Annotated in this window: 20 protein-coding genes and 1 pseudogene; 12 read left to right on the plus strand and 9 right to left on the minus strand. The window is 42.8% G+C overall.

All coding sequences use genetic code 11. From position 1 onward, the window contains the following. Nucleotides 1-94 precede the first annotated feature (94 nt). From QMG91_RS01140 to aspA, 3 genes are all read right to left on the minus strand, one after another. Nucleotides 95-1,873, minus strand: a complete 1,779-nt coding sequence (locus QMG91_RS01140) for a protein-disulfide reductase DsbD (protein WP_409351257.1) — start codon at nt 1,871-1,873, stop codon at nt 95-97. A 204-nt stretch (nt 1,874-2,077) separates the two neighbouring features. Beyond that, nucleotides 2,078-3,379 carry an anaerobic C4-dicarboxylate transporter gene (locus QMG91_RS01145; RefSeq protein WP_281828300.1) on the minus strand — a complete coding sequence of 434 codons (1,302 nt, stop codon included), beginning with the start codon at nt 3,377-3,379 and terminating at the stop codon, nt 2,078-2,080. A 208-nt stretch (nt 3,380-3,587) separates the two neighbouring features. Beyond that, entirely contained in the window at nt 3,588-5,042 is a 1,455-nt protein-coding gene (gene aspA, locus QMG91_RS01150; RefSeq protein WP_281828302.1) for an aspartate ammonia-lyase, read from the minus strand. 332 nt (nt 5,043-5,374) lie between these two features. On the opposite strand from aspA, the gene QMG91_RS01155 reads away from it, so the two are divergent. After that, complete coding sequence (locus QMG91_RS01155; protein WP_022551777.1) at nt 5,375-5,896, plus strand: FxsA family protein; 522 nt, start codon at nt 5,375-5,377, stop codon at nt 5,894-5,896. A gap of 20 nt (nt 5,897-5,916) precedes the next feature. On the opposite strand, the gene QMG91_RS01160 is transcribed toward QMG91_RS01155, so the two are convergent. Further along, nucleotides 5,917-6,897 carry an integron integrase gene (locus QMG91_RS01160; RefSeq protein ID WP_281828304.1) on the minus strand — a complete coding sequence of 327 codons (981 nt, stop codon included), beginning with the start codon at nt 6,895-6,897 and terminating at the stop codon, nt 5,917-5,919. Nucleotides 6,898-7,136: 239 nt separating this feature from the next. Here QMG91_RS01160 and QMG91_RS01165 point away from each other — a divergent pair, with 239 nt between their 5' ends. From QMG91_RS01165 to QMG91_RS01220, 10 genes and pseudogenes are all read left to right on the plus strand, one after another. Beyond that, nucleotides 7,137-7,523 carry a DUF7668 domain-containing protein gene (locus QMG91_RS01165; RefSeq protein ID WP_281830419.1) on the plus strand — a complete coding sequence of 129 codons (387 nt, stop codon included), beginning with the start codon at nt 7,137-7,139 and terminating at the stop codon, nt 7,521-7,523. 123 nt (nt 7,524-7,646) lie between these two features. Next, the gene (locus QMG91_RS01170; protein ID WP_281828306.1) at nt 7,647-8,120 is read left to right on the plus strand and encodes a hypothetical protein; all 474 of its coding nucleotides are present in this window, start codon (nt 7,647-7,649) and stop codon (nt 8,118-8,120) included. 449 nt (nt 8,121-8,569) lie between these two features. Then, nucleotides 8,570-9,046 (plus strand): annotated as a pseudogene (locus QMG91_RS01175) (N-acetyltransferase family protein). 220 nt (nt 9,047-9,266) lie between these two features. Continuing rightward, on the plus strand, nt 9,267-10,043 hold the full coding sequence (locus tag QMG91_RS01180; RefSeq protein WP_281828308.1) for a hypothetical protein: 777 nt from the start codon (nt 9,267-9,269) through the stop codon (nt 10,041-10,043). A gap of 211 nt (nt 10,044-10,254) precedes the next feature. Beyond that, a complete protein-coding gene (locus QMG91_RS01190) occupies nt 10,255-10,527 on the plus strand; it encodes a hypothetical protein (RefSeq protein ID WP_045132854.1) in 273 nt (90 codons plus the stop codon). 212 nt (nt 10,528-10,739) lie between these two features. Continuing rightward, complete coding sequence (locus QMG91_RS01200; RefSeq protein ID WP_281828314.1) at nt 10,740-11,384, plus strand: hypothetical protein; 645 nt, start codon at nt 10,740-10,742, stop codon at nt 11,382-11,384. A gap of 132 nt (nt 11,385-11,516) precedes the next feature. Beyond that, entirely contained in the window at nt 11,517-11,951 is a 435-nt protein-coding gene (locus QMG91_RS01205) for a type II toxin-antitoxin system VapC family toxin (protein WP_281828316.1), read from the plus strand. A gap of 161 nt (nt 11,952-12,112) precedes the next feature. Further along, nucleotides 12,113-13,084, plus strand: a complete 972-nt coding sequence (locus QMG91_RS01210) for a PIN domain-containing protein (RefSeq protein WP_281828318.1) — start codon at nt 12,113-12,115, stop codon at nt 13,082-13,084. A gap of 136 nt (nt 13,085-13,220) precedes the next feature. After that, the gene (locus QMG91_RS01215; protein ID WP_281828320.1) at nt 13,221-14,618 is read left to right on the plus strand and encodes a KAP family P-loop NTPase fold protein; all 1,398 of its coding nucleotides are present in this window, start codon (nt 13,221-13,223) and stop codon (nt 14,616-14,618) included. Nucleotides 14,619-14,773: 155 nt separating this feature from the next. Beyond that, nucleotides 14,774-15,241, plus strand: a complete 468-nt coding sequence (locus QMG91_RS01220; protein WP_281870121.1) for a hypothetical protein — start codon at nt 14,774-14,776, stop codon at nt 15,239-15,241. Between the two features lie 27 nt (nt 15,242-15,268). Here the strand turns inward: QMG91_RS01220 and QMG91_RS01225 are convergent, their stop codons facing one another. From QMG91_RS01225 to QMG91_RS01235, 3 genes are all read right to left on the minus strand, one after another. Beyond that, nucleotides 15,269-16,225 carry an IS110 family RNA-guided transposase gene (locus QMG91_RS01225; protein ID WP_281828324.1) on the minus strand — a complete coding sequence of 319 codons (957 nt, stop codon included), beginning with the start codon at nt 16,223-16,225 and terminating at the stop codon, nt 15,269-15,271. A gap of 330 nt (nt 16,226-16,555) precedes the next feature. After that, the gene (locus QMG91_RS01230) at nt 16,556-16,846 is read right to left on the minus strand and encodes a type II toxin-antitoxin system RelE family toxin (protein ID WP_005377002.1); all 291 of its coding nucleotides are present in this window, start codon (nt 16,844-16,846) and stop codon (nt 16,556-16,558) included. Next, nucleotides 16,836-17,084, minus strand: a complete 249-nt coding sequence (locus QMG91_RS01235; RefSeq protein WP_022551768.1) for a type II toxin-antitoxin system Phd/YefM family antitoxin — start codon at nt 17,082-17,084, stop codon at nt 16,836-16,838. The genes QMG91_RS01230 and QMG91_RS01235 overlap by 11 nt, the downstream gene beginning before the upstream one ends. Before the next feature lie 165 nt (nt 17,085-17,249). On the opposite strand from QMG91_RS01235, the gene QMG91_RS01245 reads away from it, so the two are divergent. Beyond that, nucleotides 17,250-17,624 carry a hypothetical protein gene (locus QMG91_RS01245; RefSeq protein WP_281828362.1) on the plus strand — a complete coding sequence of 125 codons (375 nt, stop codon included), beginning with the start codon at nt 17,250-17,252 and terminating at the stop codon, nt 17,622-17,624. Between the two features lie 321 nt (nt 17,625-17,945). Here the strand turns inward: QMG91_RS01245 and QMG91_RS01250 are convergent, their stop codons facing one another. Continuing rightward, nucleotides 17,946-18,422 carry a tRNA (cytidine(34)-2'-O)-methyltransferase gene (locus tag QMG91_RS01250; protein ID WP_281828364.1) on the minus strand — a complete coding sequence of 159 codons (477 nt, stop codon included), beginning with the start codon at nt 18,420-18,422 and terminating at the stop codon, nt 17,946-17,948. A 112-nt stretch (nt 18,423-18,534) separates the two neighbouring features. Further along, nucleotides 18,535-19,146: a superoxide dismutase gene (locus tag QMG91_RS01255; protein ID WP_022551764.1), complete on the minus strand. Its 612-nt coding sequence runs from the start codon at nt 19,144-19,146 to the stop codon at nt 18,535-18,537. Between the last annotated feature and the right edge of the window lie 117 nt (nt 19,147-19,263).

Genomic DNA, 19,263 nt, shown 5'->3' on the forward strand with positions numbered 1-19,263 from the left:
GAATTCATTATGTTGAAAATTTGAGCTTTTAACAGAATCGAAACAAAAAAATGTGAGCCTGAAAATCAGGCTCACATCGGAAATCAGCTAGGGTTTAAAGCGCGTTTAGGTGGGCTAAAAACGGCTCTGCGGGCATGAATCCAGTCAACCGTGCATTCGGGATGTACTCGCCGTTTGCATCCCAAAATTCGATGGTGGGTAAGCCCAGTACTTCCAGCTTTTGCAGTAGCTCGATGTCTTCTGGCATGCTGCGAGTCACGTCTGCCTGAAGCAACACGTAGCCTTGCAGTTTGGCTTCCACTTCTGGTGCGTGGAAGGTGTATTTTTCAAACTCTTTACACGCCACACACCAGTCTGCGTAGAAGTCCAGCATCACTGGTTTACCCGCTTGCTTAGCCGCGGCTAATTCCGATTCTAAATCGGCAAGGTTTTTAATGCGTTTGAAGGCTACCGTTGGCTCAGCTTGTGCGACGGCTGACGGGTTCCACCATTGTGAAATGATAGGTTGCGCAGAAGCGACCAGACCCAATACCGCAACAATACCGACCACGCTTTGTTTCCAGCCACCAAACGGCAGGCTGTTTTTAGCATGGTAAAGCCAGCCAAATGCAGAAAGCCCAAGCACGGACCACATGATTTGTGTCCACAGTTCAGGCAGGATTCGCTCCAGCAGGAAGATAGGTGCCGCGAGCAGAATAAAGCCGAACATCACTTTCACGCGATCCATCCAGCCACCAGCTTTAGGCAGAAGTTTGTTACCAAATACGGCGACCGCAATCAGCGGTACACCCATACCCAGCGCCAGTGCGTAAAGTGCAACGCCGCCCGTAAGCAGATCGCCACTTTGCGCCACGTAAAGCAGTGCGCCAGACAGTGGGGCAGTGGTGCATGGTGAACACACTAAGCCAGAGATAGCGCCCATGGCAAACACACCTGCGTTGCTGCCACCCTGTTGTTTGTTGCTGAGGTTGTTAAGCCAGGTTTGCACGCCACTCGGTAGCTGCAAGGTATACACCCCAAACATCGACGCCGCCAGCGCGATGAACAGCACGCTCAAACCAATCAGTACGTAGTGATGTTGCATGGCTGCCTGAAATTGCAGACCGGCTGACGCAACCACCAAGCCCAGTAGTGTGTAAGTCAGCGCCATTCCCTGAACGTAAACAAACGATAAGCCCAGTGCGCGCTTTTGAGTGATCTGATCGCCGCCCAGCACAATACTGGTCAGGATGGGGTACATCGGCAATACACATGGCGTAAAGGCTAAACCTACACCCAGAGCGAAAAACAGCAGTGGCGTCCACCAGCTGTTAGCCAGTTTGTCGGCAAAGCCAGACTCTTGAGACTGAGTGATAGTGGAACGTTCTTGAGCCTTTGGCGCAGAAGCGGTTGGGGTGTCAGAACCACCAGTAGAGGTAAACGCAGAAATCGGCACAGTGCGAATCTCAGGCGGGTAACAGAACCCAGCCTTGGCACAGCCTTGGTATCGCACTTCCAAAAGTGCGTCTTTAGTAGCGGAAATCAGCGGGACAGTAACCGTTAGCGGCGTGGTGTAGATGCGAACATCACCAAAAAACTCATCCTTATAAGGCTGACCGTCGCGCATTTCAATCGCGCCGATTTCAGCACCGTTGGCGGTGACCGAAATGCGTTCCTGATAAAGGTAGTATTCGTCTTTAACCTGCCACTCCAGGCGAACGCGATCATTGTCCTGAAAAAAGTTGAACGGAAACGCTTCGTCAACCGGGACAAACTGATTCGGAGAAGTATCAAAGCTTGGCGTAAATCCCTGAGCATTATTGGAAAACAGCTCAGCTGAAACGGGAGTCGTTATCGACAGGCTGACCATCAGCCACAACAAAAATGATCGCAGAGTTTTCATCACGTTACTTGTAAGAAAAGGAATACCCTATCAGACCCGATAGCGGCGTAATAAGTTTCATCATATCAGCGATTGGCAGAAGAAAACATTAGGCAGATAAGGTGAGGATTCATAAGTTGAGAACAGTTGCTCAAATTGAAAATGAAATATGAAAAAGGGAAGCATCGCTTCCCTTTTCTTAATCATCACAGCTTGTTAGATTAGTATTCCACCAAATGCGAAGCCGAGAGCAACCGCCGTGGCGATAGTGACCACACCCGGAATGAAGAACGGATGGTTAAACACCCACTGACCGATTCGAGTTGAACCCGTGTCGTCCATTTCTACTGCCGCCAGAAGCGTTGGGTAGGTGGGTAATACAAACAATGCGCTGACTGCAGCGAAAGACGCTACTGCTGTTAGTGGAGCAACACCAATGGCAAGCGCCGCTGGCATCAGAGCCGTTGTGGTTGCACCTTGTGAGTAAAGCAACATAGAAGCAAAGAACAACGTAATCGCCAGCATCCACGGGTACTGTTCCAGAATGTGTGCAGACAAGTCTTTGATCTGATCAATATGGCTGGATACAAACGTATCACCCAGCCAGGCGACGCCCAAAACACAGACACAAGCACTCATACCAGACTTAAACGTCGCAGCATTGGCAATCTTAGAGGCGTCGATTTTGGTGCTCATCACAATCGCTGTAGCGGCGGTCAGCATCAGAGCCATAATGGCCTGGTTACGACCGATCGCCGGATCTTCAATCAAGCCCACAGCGCTAGAAATCATGGTCGCATAAGCCACAACGGCGATGATTGCTGCGAAGAAGATGTACACCGATACTTTGGCCGTTGGCAGAATTTCACGCTTTTGCGCACCCTGCATCTTGATTAAACCCTTCGCCAAACGATCTTGATAGATTGGGTCGTCTTTCAGTTCGCTGCCTAAGAAATTAGAAACGAACGCACCCACCATGCAGGCAACGAAAGTGGTAGGGATACAAACCGCGAGCAGAGTGAGATAGCCCACCCCTAGTGGTTCAAGAATGCCTGAAAAGAACACCACCGCCGCAGAAATAGGTGAAGCTGTGATGGCGATTTGAGAAGCTACGACCGCAATCGAAAGCGGGCGCGAAGGACGAACCCCCTGTTCTTTGGCGACTTCTGCAATAACTGGAAGCGTGGAGAACGCCGTGTGACCTGTACCTGCCAGCAAAGTCATCAGGTAAGTGACCACTGGCGCGTAAAAGGTAATGTGTTTCGGGTTCTTGCGAAGAAACTGTTCAGCCAGATCGACCAGCCAGTCCATCCCCCCTGCGACTTGCATTGCAGCAATCGCTGTAATCACCGAAGCGATGATTAAGATAACGTCTACTGGAATGCTGCCAGCAGGCACACCCAGAACCATGGTTAACGCCACTACACCCGCACCGCCAGCAAAACCGATACCGATGCCCCCAATCCTCGCACCTAAATAGATAAAGAGCAGGACTACTAACAACTCGACCATAATCATACGTCGTACCTTATCTTAAAATCTCAAATGGTAACGTCTTCTTTTCTCAGGAAAAGAAGATCAAAACTCAGCATAAAAATTTATGGAATGCTAAAAACGGCGCAGACTATAGCAGATTAACAAAGCGAATAGGACTGATATAAAACAAACTTATGCTATTTGGCGCTATTATCAGCAAGCAAAAATGGGACCTTATGGTCCCATTCTATTAATTAAATCGTTTGGCTTTGTACTTTGGATGCATCAGATTGTTTACCGAGAAGATATCGTCTAACTCTTCCTCGGTGAGTAACCCTCTTTCTAGCACCACATCTCGGACACTTTTGCCCGTTTCGGCACAAATTTTACCGACGATGTCACCTTCATGGTGCCCGATATAAGGGTTGAGGTAAGTAACAATACCAATGGAGTTATACACGTAGCTTTCGCAAACGTCTTTATTGACAGTAATACCGTCGATGCACTTATCACGGAGGTTTACGCAAGCGTTGGTCAGGATCTCCAAAGACTCGAACATGCTCTGAGCAATCACGGGTTCCATTACGTTAAGCTGCAACTGACCGCCTTCTGCCGCAAAGGAGATGGTGTTGTCGTTCCCCAGAACTTTGAAACAAACTTGGTTCACAACTTCAGGAACAACCGGGTTCACTTTGGCTGGCATAATGGAAGAGCCCGCCTGAAGTTCTGGCAGGTTCAGTTCGTTCAGACCTGCACGAGGGCCAGAAGAGAGCAGTCGCAGGTCATTACAGATCTTAGACAGCTTCACTGCCAGTCGTTTAAGTGCGCCGTGAGTCATCACGTATGCACCGCAATCGGATGTTGCTTCAATCAAGTCCTCGGCAGGGACGCACTCTAGCCCGGTAACCTCGGCAAGATGTTTAACCGCTGCGGCTTGGTAGCCTTCCGCCGCGTTCAGACCCGTACCAATTGCCGTTGCACCAATGTTCACTTCCAGAAGAAGTTTTGACGTGTATTCGAGGTTACGAATTTCTTCGTTCAGCGTGACCGCCCAGGCGTGGAATTCTTGTCCGACCGTCATTGGCACGGCGTCCTGAAGCTGGGTGCGACCCATTTTCAACACGCTGCTGAACTCCTGACTTTTCAGCTCGAACGCCCCTTTCAGGTATTCAATGGCATCCACCAGCTTGCTTACGCTGTTATAAACGGCAATGCGGAACCCAGTCGGGTAGGCGCAGTTGGTGGACTGGCTTTTATTCACATGATCATTCGGGTTAACAAATTCGTACTGACCTTTCTCTTTGCCCATCAGCTCAAGAGCCAGGTTTGCCACCACTTCATTCGTGTTCATGTTGACAGACGTGCCAGCGCCACCCTGGAAGACATCCGACGGGAACTGATCCATGCATTTACCCGTTTCCAGAATCACATCACAAGCCTGAATAATTGGGTTAGCAATGTCGGACGGGATTACGCCCAGTTCTTTGTTGGCAAGCGCTGCTGCTTTCTTGGTCATGACCATTCCACGCACAAATTCAGGGACGTCAGAAATGGTTACGCTGGAAATGTTAAAATTTTCAATTGCTCTCAGTGTATGGATGCCGTAGTAAGCATCGGCAGGAACGTGACGTTGACCGAGTAGATCTTCTTCAATGCGAGTCGCAGACAGAGGGGAAGTGTGATTAAGATCGATAGTCTTAGCCATAACAGGATCCTTAGTTTTTTATTGTAAGTATTGAAGCTGAGTTAGCCACATCTGTGTTTTAAGAATCCATTCGTCAGAATAAACGGCTACAAAATCAGTCCTGACTTATGCGCTCATCTTATCGAAATGGCGGCATAAAAATAGTAGCCTGATCACCTTTTGAGTCATTGAGTTGTCAACAATTCTTACAGAATTGTGATTTCCCAAGTCAGGTCAAGTTTCTTGGTTCAGAGGGGGTTCTTGAGTGCCGGATCAGAGCGCAACTTTTAAAGGAAGAATTGTTGTTTGTCAGTCAAAGCAATACACTGGCGGTAGTTGCAACAGGAGGACCCGTGTTTCCGATACTTTTACTGCTATTTATTGCTGTACCCATCATTGAAATTGCGCTCTTTATTCAGGTGGGCGGCTTTTTAGGTTTCTGGACAACCATAGGCTTGGTCTTGCTGACTGCTTTTGTGGGCGCTTCTTTAGTGCGAAGCCAGGGCTTGCAAACTCTGATGTCGGTACAAAGCCGATTACAGCAAGGCGAACTACCCGCTCAGCAAATTGTTGAGGGCGTTATGCTGGCGGTTGCCGGCGTGTTGCTTCTGACCCCCGGATTTATGACCGATGCATTAGGGATGCTGGTTCTGCTTCCGGCACCAAGAGCCGTTATCGCCAAGCAATTGATGAGCAAAGTGAAAGTGCAAAACTTTGGTAACGGCGGCGGGTTTCACGCCCAAGGTGGCTTTGGTCAGCAAAACCCATTCGAGCACGACCCGTTTCAACGCGGTGGAGACAATTCCAAAGGGAACACCTTTGAAGGCGAGTTTGAACGTAAAGAAGATGACGATGACCGTAACCGCTTAAATTAAGCGTGCACCATTCAAACGCTTTATGACTGCATTTCTTTGAACAACCCAGAAAGGGGGCTCGTGACACCACTAGCCCCTCTATCCAAAACATGAGTGTAGATCTGAGTTGTTTTTACATCTTTGTGACCAAGCTGCTCCTGCACAGTACGAATATCGGCACCAGATTCTAATAGGTGAGTAGCAAAGCTGTGCCGCAGAGTATGGCAAGTGACAGGCTTGGCTATATTTGCCAGCTTAGCCGCCCGTTTTACTTCTCTTTGTACACTTTTCTCATTGATATGATGGCGACGTAATTCGTTAGATTCTGGATCAAAGCTCAGGTTTTTAGTCGGAAACAGATAGTGCCAGCCAATATCCATCGATGCTTTGGGGTATTTTCTTCGCCATGAAGGTTTGAGCCATACTCCCGCATAGTTAGGGTGATGGAGGTCGACGTTATAAATAGCTTGGACACACTCGGTTTGCTGTTTGAGTTCTTTTACTAGCTCCGGTGCTAAGGTTACCAATCGATTCTTGTTTCCTTTCCCTTGCCATACGCGGACAGCTAAGTAGTTATAATCAATATCATGCACTCTTAGCCGAACACACTCCATCACACGTAAACCAGAACCGTACATAAGTTTGATTGGCAAAGAATAGCTTGGAGTAACATGCTTAAGCAATTGACTCACTTCGCTTTTAGTTAGCACTATTGGTATCTTGCGATCTCTTTTTGAATAGCGGTAATCCAAATTGAAATCATCGCCTCGCTTAAAATATTCGACATATAAATATCGAAGTGAGTTAAGCGCGACTGCTTGGGTGCCAGCCGCCACATTTTTTTCCAGCATAAGTGAATTCAAAAACGCTTCTACGTGTGATTTATCGAGATCTTTAGGGTGTTTCATTTGGTGAAAACGAATGAACTGGGCGATCCATAGAAGATAGGTTTTGATGGTTCGTTTAGCATAATGTCTGAGCATCATGTGTTCTTGAACGCTTAGCAAAAAGAGACTTTTCATGTGGTACACCATTACTGTTTTTATATACAGTCTGATTAAATAGTGCGCAATGTCCACTTTGTTTTAAAGTGAGTCATATTCTTGTGACCAGCTTCTTGTGCTAACGAATAATAATTTTATTTATTACATAACCTTATGTGCTAGCCTGAAGAAAATATCCACAAGGAAAAATAGGTGCTTGTGGATGAATTATTCGGACATCTTGTCCCATAATAATTGTTATGAGCTAATTGGAAAAAATGAATATGAGAGATGTTCCGGTATCCAAAAACTCGGAAATTGAGCAACCTATACCAACCATTTGGCGTGAAACTATTTCACAAATTGTATGTTCCTTCGTTAACAAAGATTATGAAAATAGCACCGTCATTGCTGGTCTTGAAAAATTGGATCAACAAACAGTAAATCACATCAAAGACTATATCGCTGATTATGGTGAAGAGCTTGTCCCACTCCCTGAAGAAACTTGGCAAACATCTGTGTGTCTTTGGGCTGACACTCACTGGGATATTCTCGTGGATCTTTGGACTGAGTCGGAAGGACAAAGTGATTTAGTACTAAAAGCAACAGTAAGAGAATCAGAGTGTAACTATCTGTTTAACATAGAAATGGTATTTGTGCCTTAACGGTACTCATAACAAAAACATGTTGGCGACGCAAAACAGTCCGGCGGTTTTGGTTTAAAAATTCAGTATGTGCTGCGGCTAAGTCGTGGCGCACCAAATGTAAGTGTTATGCGAAAGGTGGTTATGAATTTATATCCCAAGTACTCCGAAAATATTATTGTGTTTGTTTTGTTTCAAGGAAAAGGCTCTTGGTATGTTACAGACAAAGATATATGGTTCTTAGATAGGGTCTCATTTGCTAGTGCATTTGGGGTTCCAGCCGAACAAAAAGATATCAAGTTACTAGAAGATTTAATTGATGGTAATGGAAAAAGCTTACTAAGCGAAATTCGCGAGTTTAAAGTTACTACCCAAGAGTTACGTGAATTAATCGATGTTTATCCTCCACTTTCTATAGATGAATCTATATTGGAAATGCGTCCTTCGGTATACGTGGATATTGATACGAGAACACTTATAAACCTCTTTCCAGAGCCTAGTGGTGTCTTTGAAAACTATGTACCTAAAAATTGGTCTGCAAGTTCCGGTGACTTTTGGGATCTGATTCCTAGTGAGCTTGTTTATTGGATTGTTAATGGGGAATCAAAAATTCAGTAATACGCATAACAAAAGCTTCAAACCGACAAACAACGCGTGGCACTTTTGGTTTGCAGTAATTTTAGTATTTAAGGCGTAATGCAACGGCTTGGTTTGTGCGTTGTCTGCGGTTTAAGCTGGCGTTATACCCCATTTTTTAGTTAGTGCTTTTTGGTGTCGCAACTGTTGAAAGCTTCTCGCCTTCTTTAGCTCGTTGCCAATCCACCTTTCGTGTAGTTTTATGTTTCGAGCGCCACAGCAAAAGTCATCACTAATCATTGAGTTAATTACATGTTTTAGGCATCTTGGTGGTGCGGTCAAGCCGCTTTGGGTTGTGAGCCAAGGTCTAACAAGCTCATGTTGGCGACGCAAAAAAGTCTGGCGGTTTTGGTTTAAAAATTCAGTGTGTGCTGCGGCTTGGTCGTGGCGCACCAAATGTAAGTGTTAGGTGCTTGAAGGAAAAGGTAAGTATGGACATTACTTTTCGGCAGATAAACATTGATGATTTCGCATTATGCGTAGCTGCGAGAAAAGATGCGTAACTTTGTAGCTTTGGGCATTACGATGGTTTCGATGAATTTATCAGTGGTTACCGTGAACGAGTCCTTAATCGGCTAGCGGAATAAGGATGGTTCTACATTCATATATTTGTGGATGGTCAGTTCGCAGGGCAGTTAGAGTTTCGGAGCTTTTCATCTGAATCCGAAACTGGCTATGTACATCTCATTTACTTAAAGCCAAATTTTCGTGGATTAGGTCTTGCTCCAAAAGTGCAGGAATATATTGTTAGCACTTTGAGTAAAGCAGGTTGTTTGCGAGCAATACTTTCAGTAAGTCGGACTAACCATCGTGCTCTTAAATTCTATAAGCGCAATGGTTGGGAGTTTGTGCGCAAGAACCCCAAACACAACGAAACAGACTTTTATCAACTTTGGCTACGCACCTAACAAGGCGTTTAAGGCGGACTCTCAACGCTTGGCAGTTTTAGTTCAAATTGGTTGCGGTGCTTAAGGTGTAATTATTAGGTTTTGTGGTCGCGTTGTTCACCACTTAACGCGGCGTTATGCTCCAGTGTTTTTAGGGGCGTCATGCTATAAAGTGGGAATGTTCTTTTACGCGTTGTGGAATTTATTGTATTATGGAGAAAATTTTAGCTATAACAAATACATGACTACCGTACTTATCAAACCGGAGATGTTTTTCGCTGTGGATAGTAAGTGGACGTCAAAGCTAGGAATAGAACTTGTATCTCATACAGTCACAAAGTTTCTCAATAGAAGTGATGTTATTGGTGTGTATGCAGGGGATGAGCTCCCTATTGTCCTTCACCAAGCTTTGTTGTCTAAGGCTCTTTCACCAAATGAGTATATAGAAAACAACCTCCGACTTAATAACCTGAACAGTAATTTTAAGCCTGAAGACCAGTTTAGTTATGAATCAACAATTTTATGCTTCCCCACCGGAGTGATAAAGACGTCATCGGCTCAGCAACCAAGTTTTCCGATAGATTTGTTTTATCAGGGCACAGGTGGCAAACACGCGGCTGATTTCTATTATTACAGCCATAAGAAACCATTTCTTAGTGCGAAAGGGTGTAATATTTTGGGGGCAATGTATTATGCTTTTCATAAAGATATGCTATATTCAGGTGGCAGTATTACAAAAGTTGAGTGGAAAGGCTCTACTCAAAACATTAGCAACTTAGTGGCTTTGACTGAGCTTTATAAGACCACTTTAAAAGAGCGTATTGAGGAGTTATTTATGTACCATGAAAATCAGCTAAGTGCGAGTGCAGTTAAAGCTGTTAGCTCTAGTGCTCCTCATGCTGTTCGAAAAATTATCACACCACCACTACGTACTGGTAGTGGGGAGTTTGCTGCTAAGACCTCATTGTCTCGTGCTGTTAACACAGTTAAAGAGCTTCAAGAGTTAGGGCTGATCTAGTATAAAGTTCCGCAAAAAAAGCACCTTTTTAGGTGCTTTTTTTATACATGGAATGCTACCTGAAACATAACAAACTGTTTAAGAGTGATTCGCAACGCGTGGCATTTTTATCATGCGTTGCTTTTTGTGTTTAAGGTGGCATACGGCGGCATCGATATTGCGTTGCTCACACCTTAACAGGGCGTTATGTGCTTATAGGAATAATGTATTCATGTCAGCAGAAGAGATAATGAACTTAGCGAAGAAAAAACAGTACGAGAAAGCCTACTTCGTTGGGAAAAAATACCTAGAAAAGAGTCCGAGTAACGCCGAAGTAGTTGAGGCGCTGAAAGTTGTCTCTTCAGATCTTAGGTCGAGATGCATGGATTTAGCATATAAAAAGGCAGATAACACTTCAGCCTATTTTAAGGTGGCAAGCTTGTTAGAAAAAGTGAATCAACTTACAAATCAAGACCTTTACGGTAATGTGATAATCCCAGATTAATGTACAAAACTGGGCACTCACTATACGGTGATGCATCGTTCAGAAAAGATATGAGAATCACTTAGCCGCGCACATAACAAACTGTTTAAGAGTGATTCGCAACGCGTGGCATTTTTATTATGCGTTAGGTTTAGTGGTTAAGGTGGTATGCGGGAGCTTCAGTATTGCGTTGCTCACACCTTAACAGGGCGTTATATTTTAAGAGGGAACTTATGCATATTGCATGGGAAGATTATCTGGTTGCAAGAAAAAATGGTGTTAAGAAATTTTGGAAGCCATTGCTCGATAAAAATATCGCTCAGTTCGAGTCTCTTTCTGGTGAGTTATTAAAATTAGAAATTCATGAATTATGCACAGAATATTTTGATCGTAGATGCAGTGAGATTCCAATTCAGCATCCTAAGATTTTAGAAAAAGTTCTTTCCCAATGGTCAAGAGAAATATCACTAAATAATGAAGTGTATCTGTTATGGGCATATAAAGCACAGGGCTTTAATGGTGTTTGTAAAATCCTTGACGCAGAAATTACCCATAAGCCACAGCTCTTGCTCGAAAAAGTTTTAGTGTTAAATCCAAATAATTTAGAAGCAAAAAAATTGCTTCTGTTACACCATCTCGATACGTTGGACTTCGCCTTGCACGAACTACCACATGGGTTGGTATTAAGTGAATCAGCTTGTAACAACTCAATAGAATGTTGCGAAAAATTATTAGACAACAACCCTGAAATGGCGGGCACTAAAACCAGATTTGGATTAGGTTTTCATTACTATAAAACAATTTACTTTTCGTGGTTGGAGTATCAAAGAAAAGAAATAAAAGCAGACTTCTTTGAATGGCTCGATAACAAAATATAACAAAGCGTTTAAAACAGATTCGCAACGCTCGGCATTTTTGGTTTGCTTTGAATTTAGTGTTTACGGCACAATGGTTTAGGTAGGGGGGCGTTGCTCACTACTTAACGCAGCGTTATGTATATAGGAGAAACAATGAAGTACATTTTAGATAGTAATGTCTTTGATTACATACTGGACAATGGTGTTTCTGTAAATAATGTAAAGGCAAAAGGCGAACTGTATATTACAAATGTTCAGCTCAGCGAAATTTCAAACATTCCTAATGTAACCCGTCGTTCTGCTCTAGAAGAGTTGGTATCTAAACTATCTCTTGAAAAACTAGTATTGGACTCTGGCATATGGCTTGATGACTTAAAATGGGATGATGAGCAACCATGGCGAGATGAGGTTGGAGATGAGTGTAAATCTTTGCTTGGTAATGCTACTAAAAATACTCCGTGGAAAGATGCGTTAATTGGCGAGGTAGCAAAGAACAAAGAACTTATACTTGTCACAAATGATCAAAAGTTTGCAGCTAGGGCGAAGAAGAATGACATTTCCACAGTAAGCGCCTCCGAATGGTTGTGAAATATACATAACAAATTGCTTAAGAGTGACGGCTAACCTTTGGCATTTTTGGTTTGGTTGAGTTTAGTGATTAAGGTGGTTTTGCTCAGGTTTCGTGGTTTAGCCGCACCTTAGCAAGGCGTTAAACGGCATAAATAATAAAGTTAGGTGGTTAGACTAATATGAATCTGTTTATAGATACAAATGTGTTTTTATCCTTTTATCATCTGTCTAATGATGATTTGGAAGAATTACATAAACTTACTGTTTTACTAGAGAAGGGAGAGGTTAAGCTTTGGTTGCCAAAACAAATTAAAGATGAGTTTTACCGCAATCGAGAGAACAAAATTTCTGATGCAATCAAAAAACTAAAAGAGCAAAAGCAGAAACGTCAATTCCCTCAAATATGCAAAGATTATCCTGAGTACCCTGAGATAAGTGAATTATTAAAAACATACGATAAGGCAATATCAGGGTTAATTAAAAAAGTTACTGATGATGTTACTGAAAGAAAGTTAAAAGCAGATCAACAGATAGCTGAACTCTTCTCAAAAGCAACAGTAATAGAAACAACCACTGAACTTGTTGAGAAAGCAAGATTCAGAATGAGTGTAGGAAACCCTCCTGGTAAAGATAATTCCCTCGGTGACTCTATAAATTGGGAAGGTTTACTTGCTAAAGTTCCAATTGAGCAAAAGTTGTATTTGGTTGCGGATGATAAAGATTATTATTCTGTGCTTGATGAAAACAAACTAAAAGATTTTTTAAGTGATGAGTGGAAAGATAACAAGAAAGCAGAAGTGGTTTTCTACCGTCGCTTATCTCAATTTTTTAAAGACCATTATCCAGATATCAAGCTTGCTAGTGAATTGGAAAAAGAATTAGCTATAAAAGAGTTAGTTGCAAGTGGTAGCTTTTCCTCAACACATGCTCGAATTGAACGAGTTTCAAAATTTGCAGAGTTTAACAAGGCTCAAGTAAATGAGTTATGTGAAGCGGCTTTAACTAACCAGCAGATCAACTGGATTATCGGTGACCCTGATGTACATGAATTTTATACAGGTTTAGTTGAAGGTCATCGTGGTCTCATCGATGAGGTTCATTTAGAGAAGCTCGAAGTTGAGCTACGTGAAAATGCTCCTGATGGTGAGTAGTTCATAATAAATGCCGTTTAACAAGGCAATCAAGGTGATGCGTTACACTCGGCGGTTTTGGTATGAAGTTCGGTGTGCTTGGTTGGTTCGGTGGGGCACACCTTATTGCAGGCGTTAGCAATATAAAGGAGTTTTCGTGATATTAAAGGTAAGAGAAGTCGAAGTTTTACAGTCAGATCCTTTCTTTAATGATGAGCTGAATAGAAAGGAGAATGCTGAAATACTTTCAGAATTTATTCTATCGTCAAGTGACCCGATGGTCCTCTGCTTGGATGCACCGTGGGGACAAGGAAAAACTACTTTCCTTAGGATGTGGGAACAGCATCTAAAGAATAGAGAGATACCAACAATATACTTTAATGCTTGGGAAAACGACTTTACAGATGATGCATTTGTTTCTCTTATTGGTGAAATTGGTACATCAATTGAGTCCCTCAGCATAAATACAAGTGATAGTACAATTTCTGAGTACTATGAAAAAGCTAAAAAGGTTGGTTTAGGCTTGGTCAAGCGCTCTTTACCAGTAGCTACAAAAGTAGCAACCGCAGGAGCTTTAGATTTAGATAAAATTACAGAACAGGCTTTAAGTTCATTTGCAGAGTCTGTGGCTAGTGATCAAATCGACAAATATGAAAATGCTAAGAAGACCCTCAAGGTATTTCGTGAACATTTATCTGACTTTGCAAAGAATGTTTCTTGCAACGGAGATAAGCCATTAGTGTTCATAATTGATGAGCTTGATAGGTGTCGTCCAAATTATGCCATAGAGCTATTAGAGAAAGCTAAACACTTTTTTAATGTGCCTAATATCATATTTGTACTTGGAGCAGATAAAGTCCAGTTAGGGTACGCAATTAAAGCCATTTATGGTTCAGAGATTAATGTCAATGGCTACTTAAGGCGATTTATTGATTTCGATTACCTGTTAGCGCCACCAGAAAAGGGCATATTTGTTAGGGCTCTTTTTGAAAAATATGCTTTCAACAGCTACTTTTCTTCAAAAACAGGAAACGAAACTCGTAATGAAGGGCAACAGGCATTAAGCATGTTTACTGAGCTCTTTGAGGTTTTTGACTTAACATTGAGGGAGCAAGAACACTGTTGCTCTCTGCTAAGTTTATCAATTCGTACAACTCCAGAAAACTATAAGCTATTTCCTGTTTTTCTTTGTTTGCTAATTGTCCTTAAGGTCAAAGAGCCGGAGGTTTACAAAAAATTCATTTTCAATGAAATAACACCAGAGTCTTTCCTTAATTGGCTAGAAGACAAAGATAGCAAACAAAGCTTGCTACAAAAAAATTACGGGGCATTACTTGAAGCCTATATAGTTGCTAGTCATAGTGACAGTTATATTGGTTCAGAGATAACTGGCAAGTACGTATTATTATCAGAGTCAGAAGATTCGACAGATCTACAAAAACGACGAGCAAACAGGATCTTATCTATTTTGTCACAGTTTGAATGGGAAGGTGGTAATGGTGCGTTACCATATTTGGTTAAGAAAATTGAGGTCGCGTCTAGGTTTGGTGCGTAAATATTGCTAACAAAGCGTTTAAGACAGATTCCCAACGCATGGCATTTTTCATTCCATCGTTGGGTTTTGTTTTTAAGGTGGTATGGTTAGGTTTCGTGGTGGCGTTGCTCACTACTTAACGCGGCGTTATGTCACTACGCAAAGAATGAGGAATTATGAATAAAAAAATTGAAATTTGGAATTTGCTGTTTGCTTGGTTGATTGAAATTTCAGCATTTATATTATTGCCGTTAATTGTGTATTTTATCACTTTTAAAGTATTGCCGGTTGATGGTGATGATATATATAAAATACCAGAGTGGATGTTTATATCAGTTGTAGTGTTCGGTGATTTAACCAAAAAGAAATTAAACTTTTACAAAAGATTTGAAGGTTATGATGTAAAAATGGTGAGAACCTTAGCTATTGGAGTTCTAGGGATGGTTGTGTCGTCAATAATGCTTGGTTATTCGTTGATAGCTATGAGAACGCCAAACTTAGAACTCAGTGATTCATTCTATGCGATTCAAATGTGGGTTTTTGTTATTGGGTTAGTTTTCTCCGCTTTTTATCACGTTTGGATAGGAATGTATGATAATGATGGGAAAAAATTGTCTTATATGAAGGCGTTAGAGCATAAGTGACATAACAAACGACTATGGCGTCAATAGCTAATTTTTAGCTATATTTTCATCCCACATGACGCCATCTCTTAGCATTGAGTTTAAGATGACAACAATCTTACGAACGCAGGCGATGATAGCGACTTTCTTCGGTTTTCCTGATTGAACGAGGCGCGTATAAGTCGCTTTGAAAACAGGGTTACACTGCATAGCAGACATCATCGCCATATATAGAACGGTACGAACTTGCGCCCTTCCTCCTTGAATCACCCGCTTGCCTTTGTAATGCCCACTTTCTCGAGTAATAGGTGCAACACCAATGAGGGATGCCGCTTGTTTGTTGGTGATGTAACCCAGCTCGGGAACGTTGCTGATGATTGATGCTGATGCGATATTTCCAATGCCAAGAACACTTTGCAGGATGTCGTTTTTGGTCTGATAGTCTGGACATGATTCGATGAGTTTAACCAGCTTATCCTCGATGTTTGAAATCTGTTTTTTCATGGCGGTTAACATTGGCTTGATGGTCGAATGCAGAGATTTGGGCAATACCTGAATTCGATTCTTCTCCATTGTTTGCATAGAGAGTAGCTGATTGCGACGTATGACTAAGTCACTCATTGAACGTATGTTTTCTGCTTTTATGATGGAGATGTCGGGCTTGATTGCTTCTGCGTAATGAGCGATAAGCTCAGCATCTAATCGGTCGTTCTTAGCTCTTCGACCAATGGCTCCTGCAAAGCGTTTAATGTGGATGGGATTGGCACGAACAATCGGTAATTTGGCTTCTGCACATGCCAGGACAAAGGGCATTTCTAGGCGTCCGGTTGCTTCAATAACGATACGTTCAGGTGAGTGTTTCTTTATAATTTTGATGGCGTCTTTGATGCCTTTGTCGTTGTTTGAGACAGTGAAAAAGAGATTAAGTGGTCGTACAAAAATATCGAGTTGCGCCTTGCCAGTATCAACGCCGATATTAATGCTTTGAAGTGTGTTGGTATTCATAATAAGCTAACTCTTGCTTGCGAAATACGGGTTCGAGACCTAGTCGACTATTCGAGGTTTGTGCTTGGAGTCCTATGTGGTGTTCATGTTTGTTATCGGTCTCTCGACAGAGGAGCCTAGCTTCAATCGAACTACCCCATAGAAAGCTTTAGTTGCAGCTAAAGCCTGGGTCTCACATTACCCGAATTCAGGAAAGATTATCCATACAATCAATTTAAGAGTGATTCACAACGCTTGGCATTGTAACTATGCGTTGGTTAAGTGATTAAGGTGATATGCGGCAACTTCGGTATTGTGCTGCTCACCCCTTAGTTGAGCGTTATACTGTAATCAATCATCTAACCTTTTCATGGCTTTACGGTAAACATCGCTACGTTCGCGCTTCCCGACTGCTAAGACGGTTACAATGATGACATCGTCTTCAACTTTGTAGACGAGACGGTAGCCCGATTGACGCAACTTAATTTTATACATGTTGTCAGCTCCAGAAAGCTTTGAAGCCGGAACATGTGGGTTATCTAAGCGCTCGATTAGCTTTTTCTTAAATTGTTGTTGCAGAGTAGAGCCAAGCTTTTTCCACTCTTTGAGCGCGCTCTTTTTAAAGTCGAGTTTATAGGTCATCAATATTTACCGAAATGCTCTCTTCAGATTCACGCTCTTTAGCTATAGCTAGTAGTTCAAGATCTTCGAGTTTGTCCACCATCATTTCGTACGCTTCGGCAGGTACGCAATAAAATGCTGGCTCATTTCGGTTTAATACAGCAACAGGTTCGCCATAAGCACTAGTTGCAACTTTCATAGGGTTAGCTTTCAACTCAGTAATGCTTGCAGCAACATCGGCTAAAATTCTAGTGGTCATAAAATAGGTCTCTCAAGTGGTCTTTATTCTGGTCATTTTAGCTTCAGCCAAGCGGTATAACAAGTTGCTTAAGATTGATTCGCAACGCATGGCATTTTTGCTATTCGCCGGTTTATGTGTTTAAGGTATTGCGCTGCTCACACCTTGGAAAAGCGTAAGTTTCCTATGAAGAATTTACTGATTTATATTTCTATATCATTACTAAGCTTTAGCTGTTTTGCTCAGGGGAGTAGTCTGAAAATCGATGATCTAATTCAAAAAGATAATTATGCTTTACCGTTGTGGGAGCAGCGTGGGTTAGTACCATCTCCCGAACATGTAATTAAACGGTTGGAAAGGGTTACGGTTAACTTTTTAGAAAATTTAAAGAAAATTAATGAGAACTCCGAATTAGATACCCCGTCTAAATTGGAAAAGGTACAAAGCTTAGTTGATGAATTACCGTGGGATTCTTTTGATACGGAAGAGAAAGAGTTTTTAGCTGACGTAATAGCGCCCGCTATAGAGTCAATGGGATATAATCCTTGGTCAATAATATAGCTCGGTAACTAATAAAGTCTTCAAACCGACAAACAACGCGAGGCATTTTAGCTCGCGGTGAATCTAGTGCTTAAGGCGTTACGCAGTGGCTTATGCTCCTGCGTCGCTTATTTTCGCCAGCAGTCATAAGTAATCTATCGGGGCGTTTGGTTTGGCCACCATGAATGGCTTTCACATACAAGCGCCATCTTTCGGCGTTGAATTTAGAATCTTAGCTATCTTTCTTGCACAGGCGGTTATCGCAATTTTTATGGATTCGCCTGTATCTAAAAATCTTTGATAAGTTACTTTGAAAGCGGGTATTGCTATCACTTCACCAGTTTAGATTGCACCTTCAAAGCCCATTTGACGCCATGCTTCAAACGCGATGATGGCAACGGCATTGGAGAGGTTTAAGCTGCGGCTGTCTGGCATCATTGGAATGCGAATGCGTTGCTCCATTGGCAAGCTTTCAATGAATTCTGCGGGTAAACCACGCGATTCAGGTCCGAATATTAATACATCGCCTTCCTGAAATTTGGCATCGACGTGATGCCCTGTGGTTTTAGTGGTGCACGCAAACAGGCGGTAGTCTTTGCCTTGCGCATCCATGTATTCAATAAAGGCGTCCATGTTGGCGTGGCGTTTCACACGCGCCAGATCGTGGTAATCCAAGCCGGCACGTCTGACTTTCTTTTCTTCGAAATCAAATCCTAACGGTTCAATCAAATGAAGGTTGGAACCACAGTTGGCGGATAAGCGGATGATGTTGCCCGTATTCGGCGCGATCTCTGGCTCAAATAAAACGATATCCAGCATAACAAATCTTATGAATAAATTGAGTGAAAGGCATTATGGGGTAAGAAAAAAGAGCAAGCAAGGTGCTTACTCTTTCAATACTGTAAGGCGGTATGTCGCCTGACGTGCAATATTACTTAGCTAGTGCTGCTGCGTAGTTTTGTGCAACTGCATCCCAGTTAACCACGTTCCACCAAGCATCGATGTACTCAGGGCGACGGTTTTGGTAGCTGATGTAGTAAGCGTGTTCCCACACGTCTAGTGCCAGTACTGGTTCACCACGATCTGCTGCAACGTCCATTAGTGGGTTGTCTTGGTTGCTTGTTGACGTGATCACTAGTTTGCCATCTTTAACGATCAGCCACGCAAAGCCTGAACCGAAGGTGTTGATAGCGGCTTGAGCGAATGCTTCTTTGAATGCTTCGAAGCTGCCAAATGTTTCAGTGATAGCCGCACCTAGATCGCCTTGTGGTTCACCGCCAGCGTTTGGAGCCATGCAGTTCCAGTAAACAACGTGGTTGTAGTAACCGCCGCCGTTGTTGCGAACCGCTGGAGCCTGGCTAGAGATTGAATCAAAGATAGTTTCCAGAGATTGGTTTTCTAGATCAGAACCTTTGATGGCTGCCGTGAACTTGTCAAAGTACGTACGGTGGTGCTTGCTGTAGTGCACTTCCATGGTTTTAGCATCGATGTACGGCTCCAGTGCGTCGTATGCGTACGGCAGTTCTGGGAATGTGTGTGACATTATTACTCTCCTTATTATTCATCCAGCTAACCGAGCAAGGGAATCTTGGGGTTCCTAGATAATGTACAACAATGTTAGTGATAATTGTTTTCGTTATCAACTTGTGAATAGTAAGGA

Origin of the sequence: Vibrio nigripulchritudo (genome assembly GCF_027924785.1) — a bacterium.
In the GTDB taxonomy this organism is placed as follows: domain Bacteria; phylum Pseudomonadota; class Gammaproteobacteria; order Enterobacterales; family Vibrionaceae; genus Vibrio; species Vibrio nigripulchritudo.

What these genes read in the sequence shown, in the direction of transcription:
- QMG91_RS01145 (WP_281828300.1), bottom strand. Translation starts at nt 3,379, where the DNA reads ATGATTATGGTCGAGTTGTTAGTAGTCCTGCTCTTTATCTATTTAGGT.
- aspA (WP_281828302.1), bottom strand. Translation starts at nt 5,042, where the DNA reads ATGGCTAAGACTATCGATCTTAATCACACTTCCCCTCTGTCTGCGACT.
- QMG91_RS01160 (WP_281828304.1), bottom strand. Translation starts at nt 6,897, where the DNA reads ATGAAAAGTCTCTTTTTGCTAAGCGTTCAAGAACACATGATGCTCAGA.
- QMG91_RS01165 (WP_281830419.1), top strand. Translation starts at nt 7,137, where the DNA reads ATGAATATGAGAGATGTTCCGGTATCCAAAAACTCGGAAATTGAGCAA.
- QMG91_RS01170 (WP_281828306.1), top strand. Translation starts at nt 7,647, where the DNA reads ATGAATTTATATCCCAAGTACTCCGAAAATATTATTGTGTTTGTTTTG.
- QMG91_RS01180 (WP_281828308.1), top strand. Translation starts at nt 9,267, where the DNA reads ATGACTACCGTACTTATCAAACCGGAGATGTTTTTCGCTGTGGATAGT.
- QMG91_RS01190 (WP_045132854.1), top strand. Translation starts at nt 10,255, where the DNA reads ATGTCAGCAGAAGAGATAATGAACTTAGCGAAGAAAAAACAGTACGAG.
- QMG91_RS01200 (WP_281828314.1), top strand. Translation starts at nt 10,740, where the DNA reads ATGCATATTGCATGGGAAGATTATCTGGTTGCAAGAAAAAATGGTGTT.
- QMG91_RS01205 (WP_281828316.1), top strand. Translation starts at nt 11,517, where the DNA reads ATGAAGTACATTTTAGATAGTAATGTCTTTGATTACATACTGGACAAT.
- QMG91_RS01210 (WP_281828318.1), top strand. Translation starts at nt 12,113, where the DNA reads ATGAATCTGTTTATAGATACAAATGTGTTTTTATCCTTTTATCATCTG.
- QMG91_RS01220 (WP_281870121.1), top strand. Translation starts at nt 14,774, where the DNA reads ATGAATAAAAAAATTGAAATTTGGAATTTGCTGTTTGCTTGGTTGATT.
- QMG91_RS01225 (WP_281828324.1), bottom strand. Translation starts at nt 16,225, where the DNA reads ATGAATACCAACACACTTCAAAGCATTAATATCGGCGTTGATACTGGC.
- QMG91_RS01230 (WP_005377002.1), bottom strand. Translation starts at nt 16,846, where the DNA reads ATGACCTATAAACTCGACTTTAAAAAGAGCGCGCTCAAAGAGTGGAAA.
- QMG91_RS01235 (WP_022551768.1), bottom strand. Translation starts at nt 17,084, where the DNA reads ATGACCACTAGAATTTTAGCCGATGTTGCTGCAAGCATTACTGAGTTG.
- QMG91_RS01245 (WP_281828362.1), top strand. Translation starts at nt 17,250, where the DNA reads ATGAAGAATTTACTGATTTATATTTCTATATCATTACTAAGCTTTAGC.
- QMG91_RS01250 (WP_281828364.1), bottom strand. Translation starts at nt 18,422, where the DNA reads ATGCTGGATATCGTTTTATTTGAGCCAGAGATCGCGCCGAATACGGGC.
- QMG91_RS01255 (WP_022551764.1), bottom strand. Translation starts at nt 19,146, where the DNA reads ATGTCACACACATTCCCAGAACTGCCGTACGCATACGACGCACTGGAG.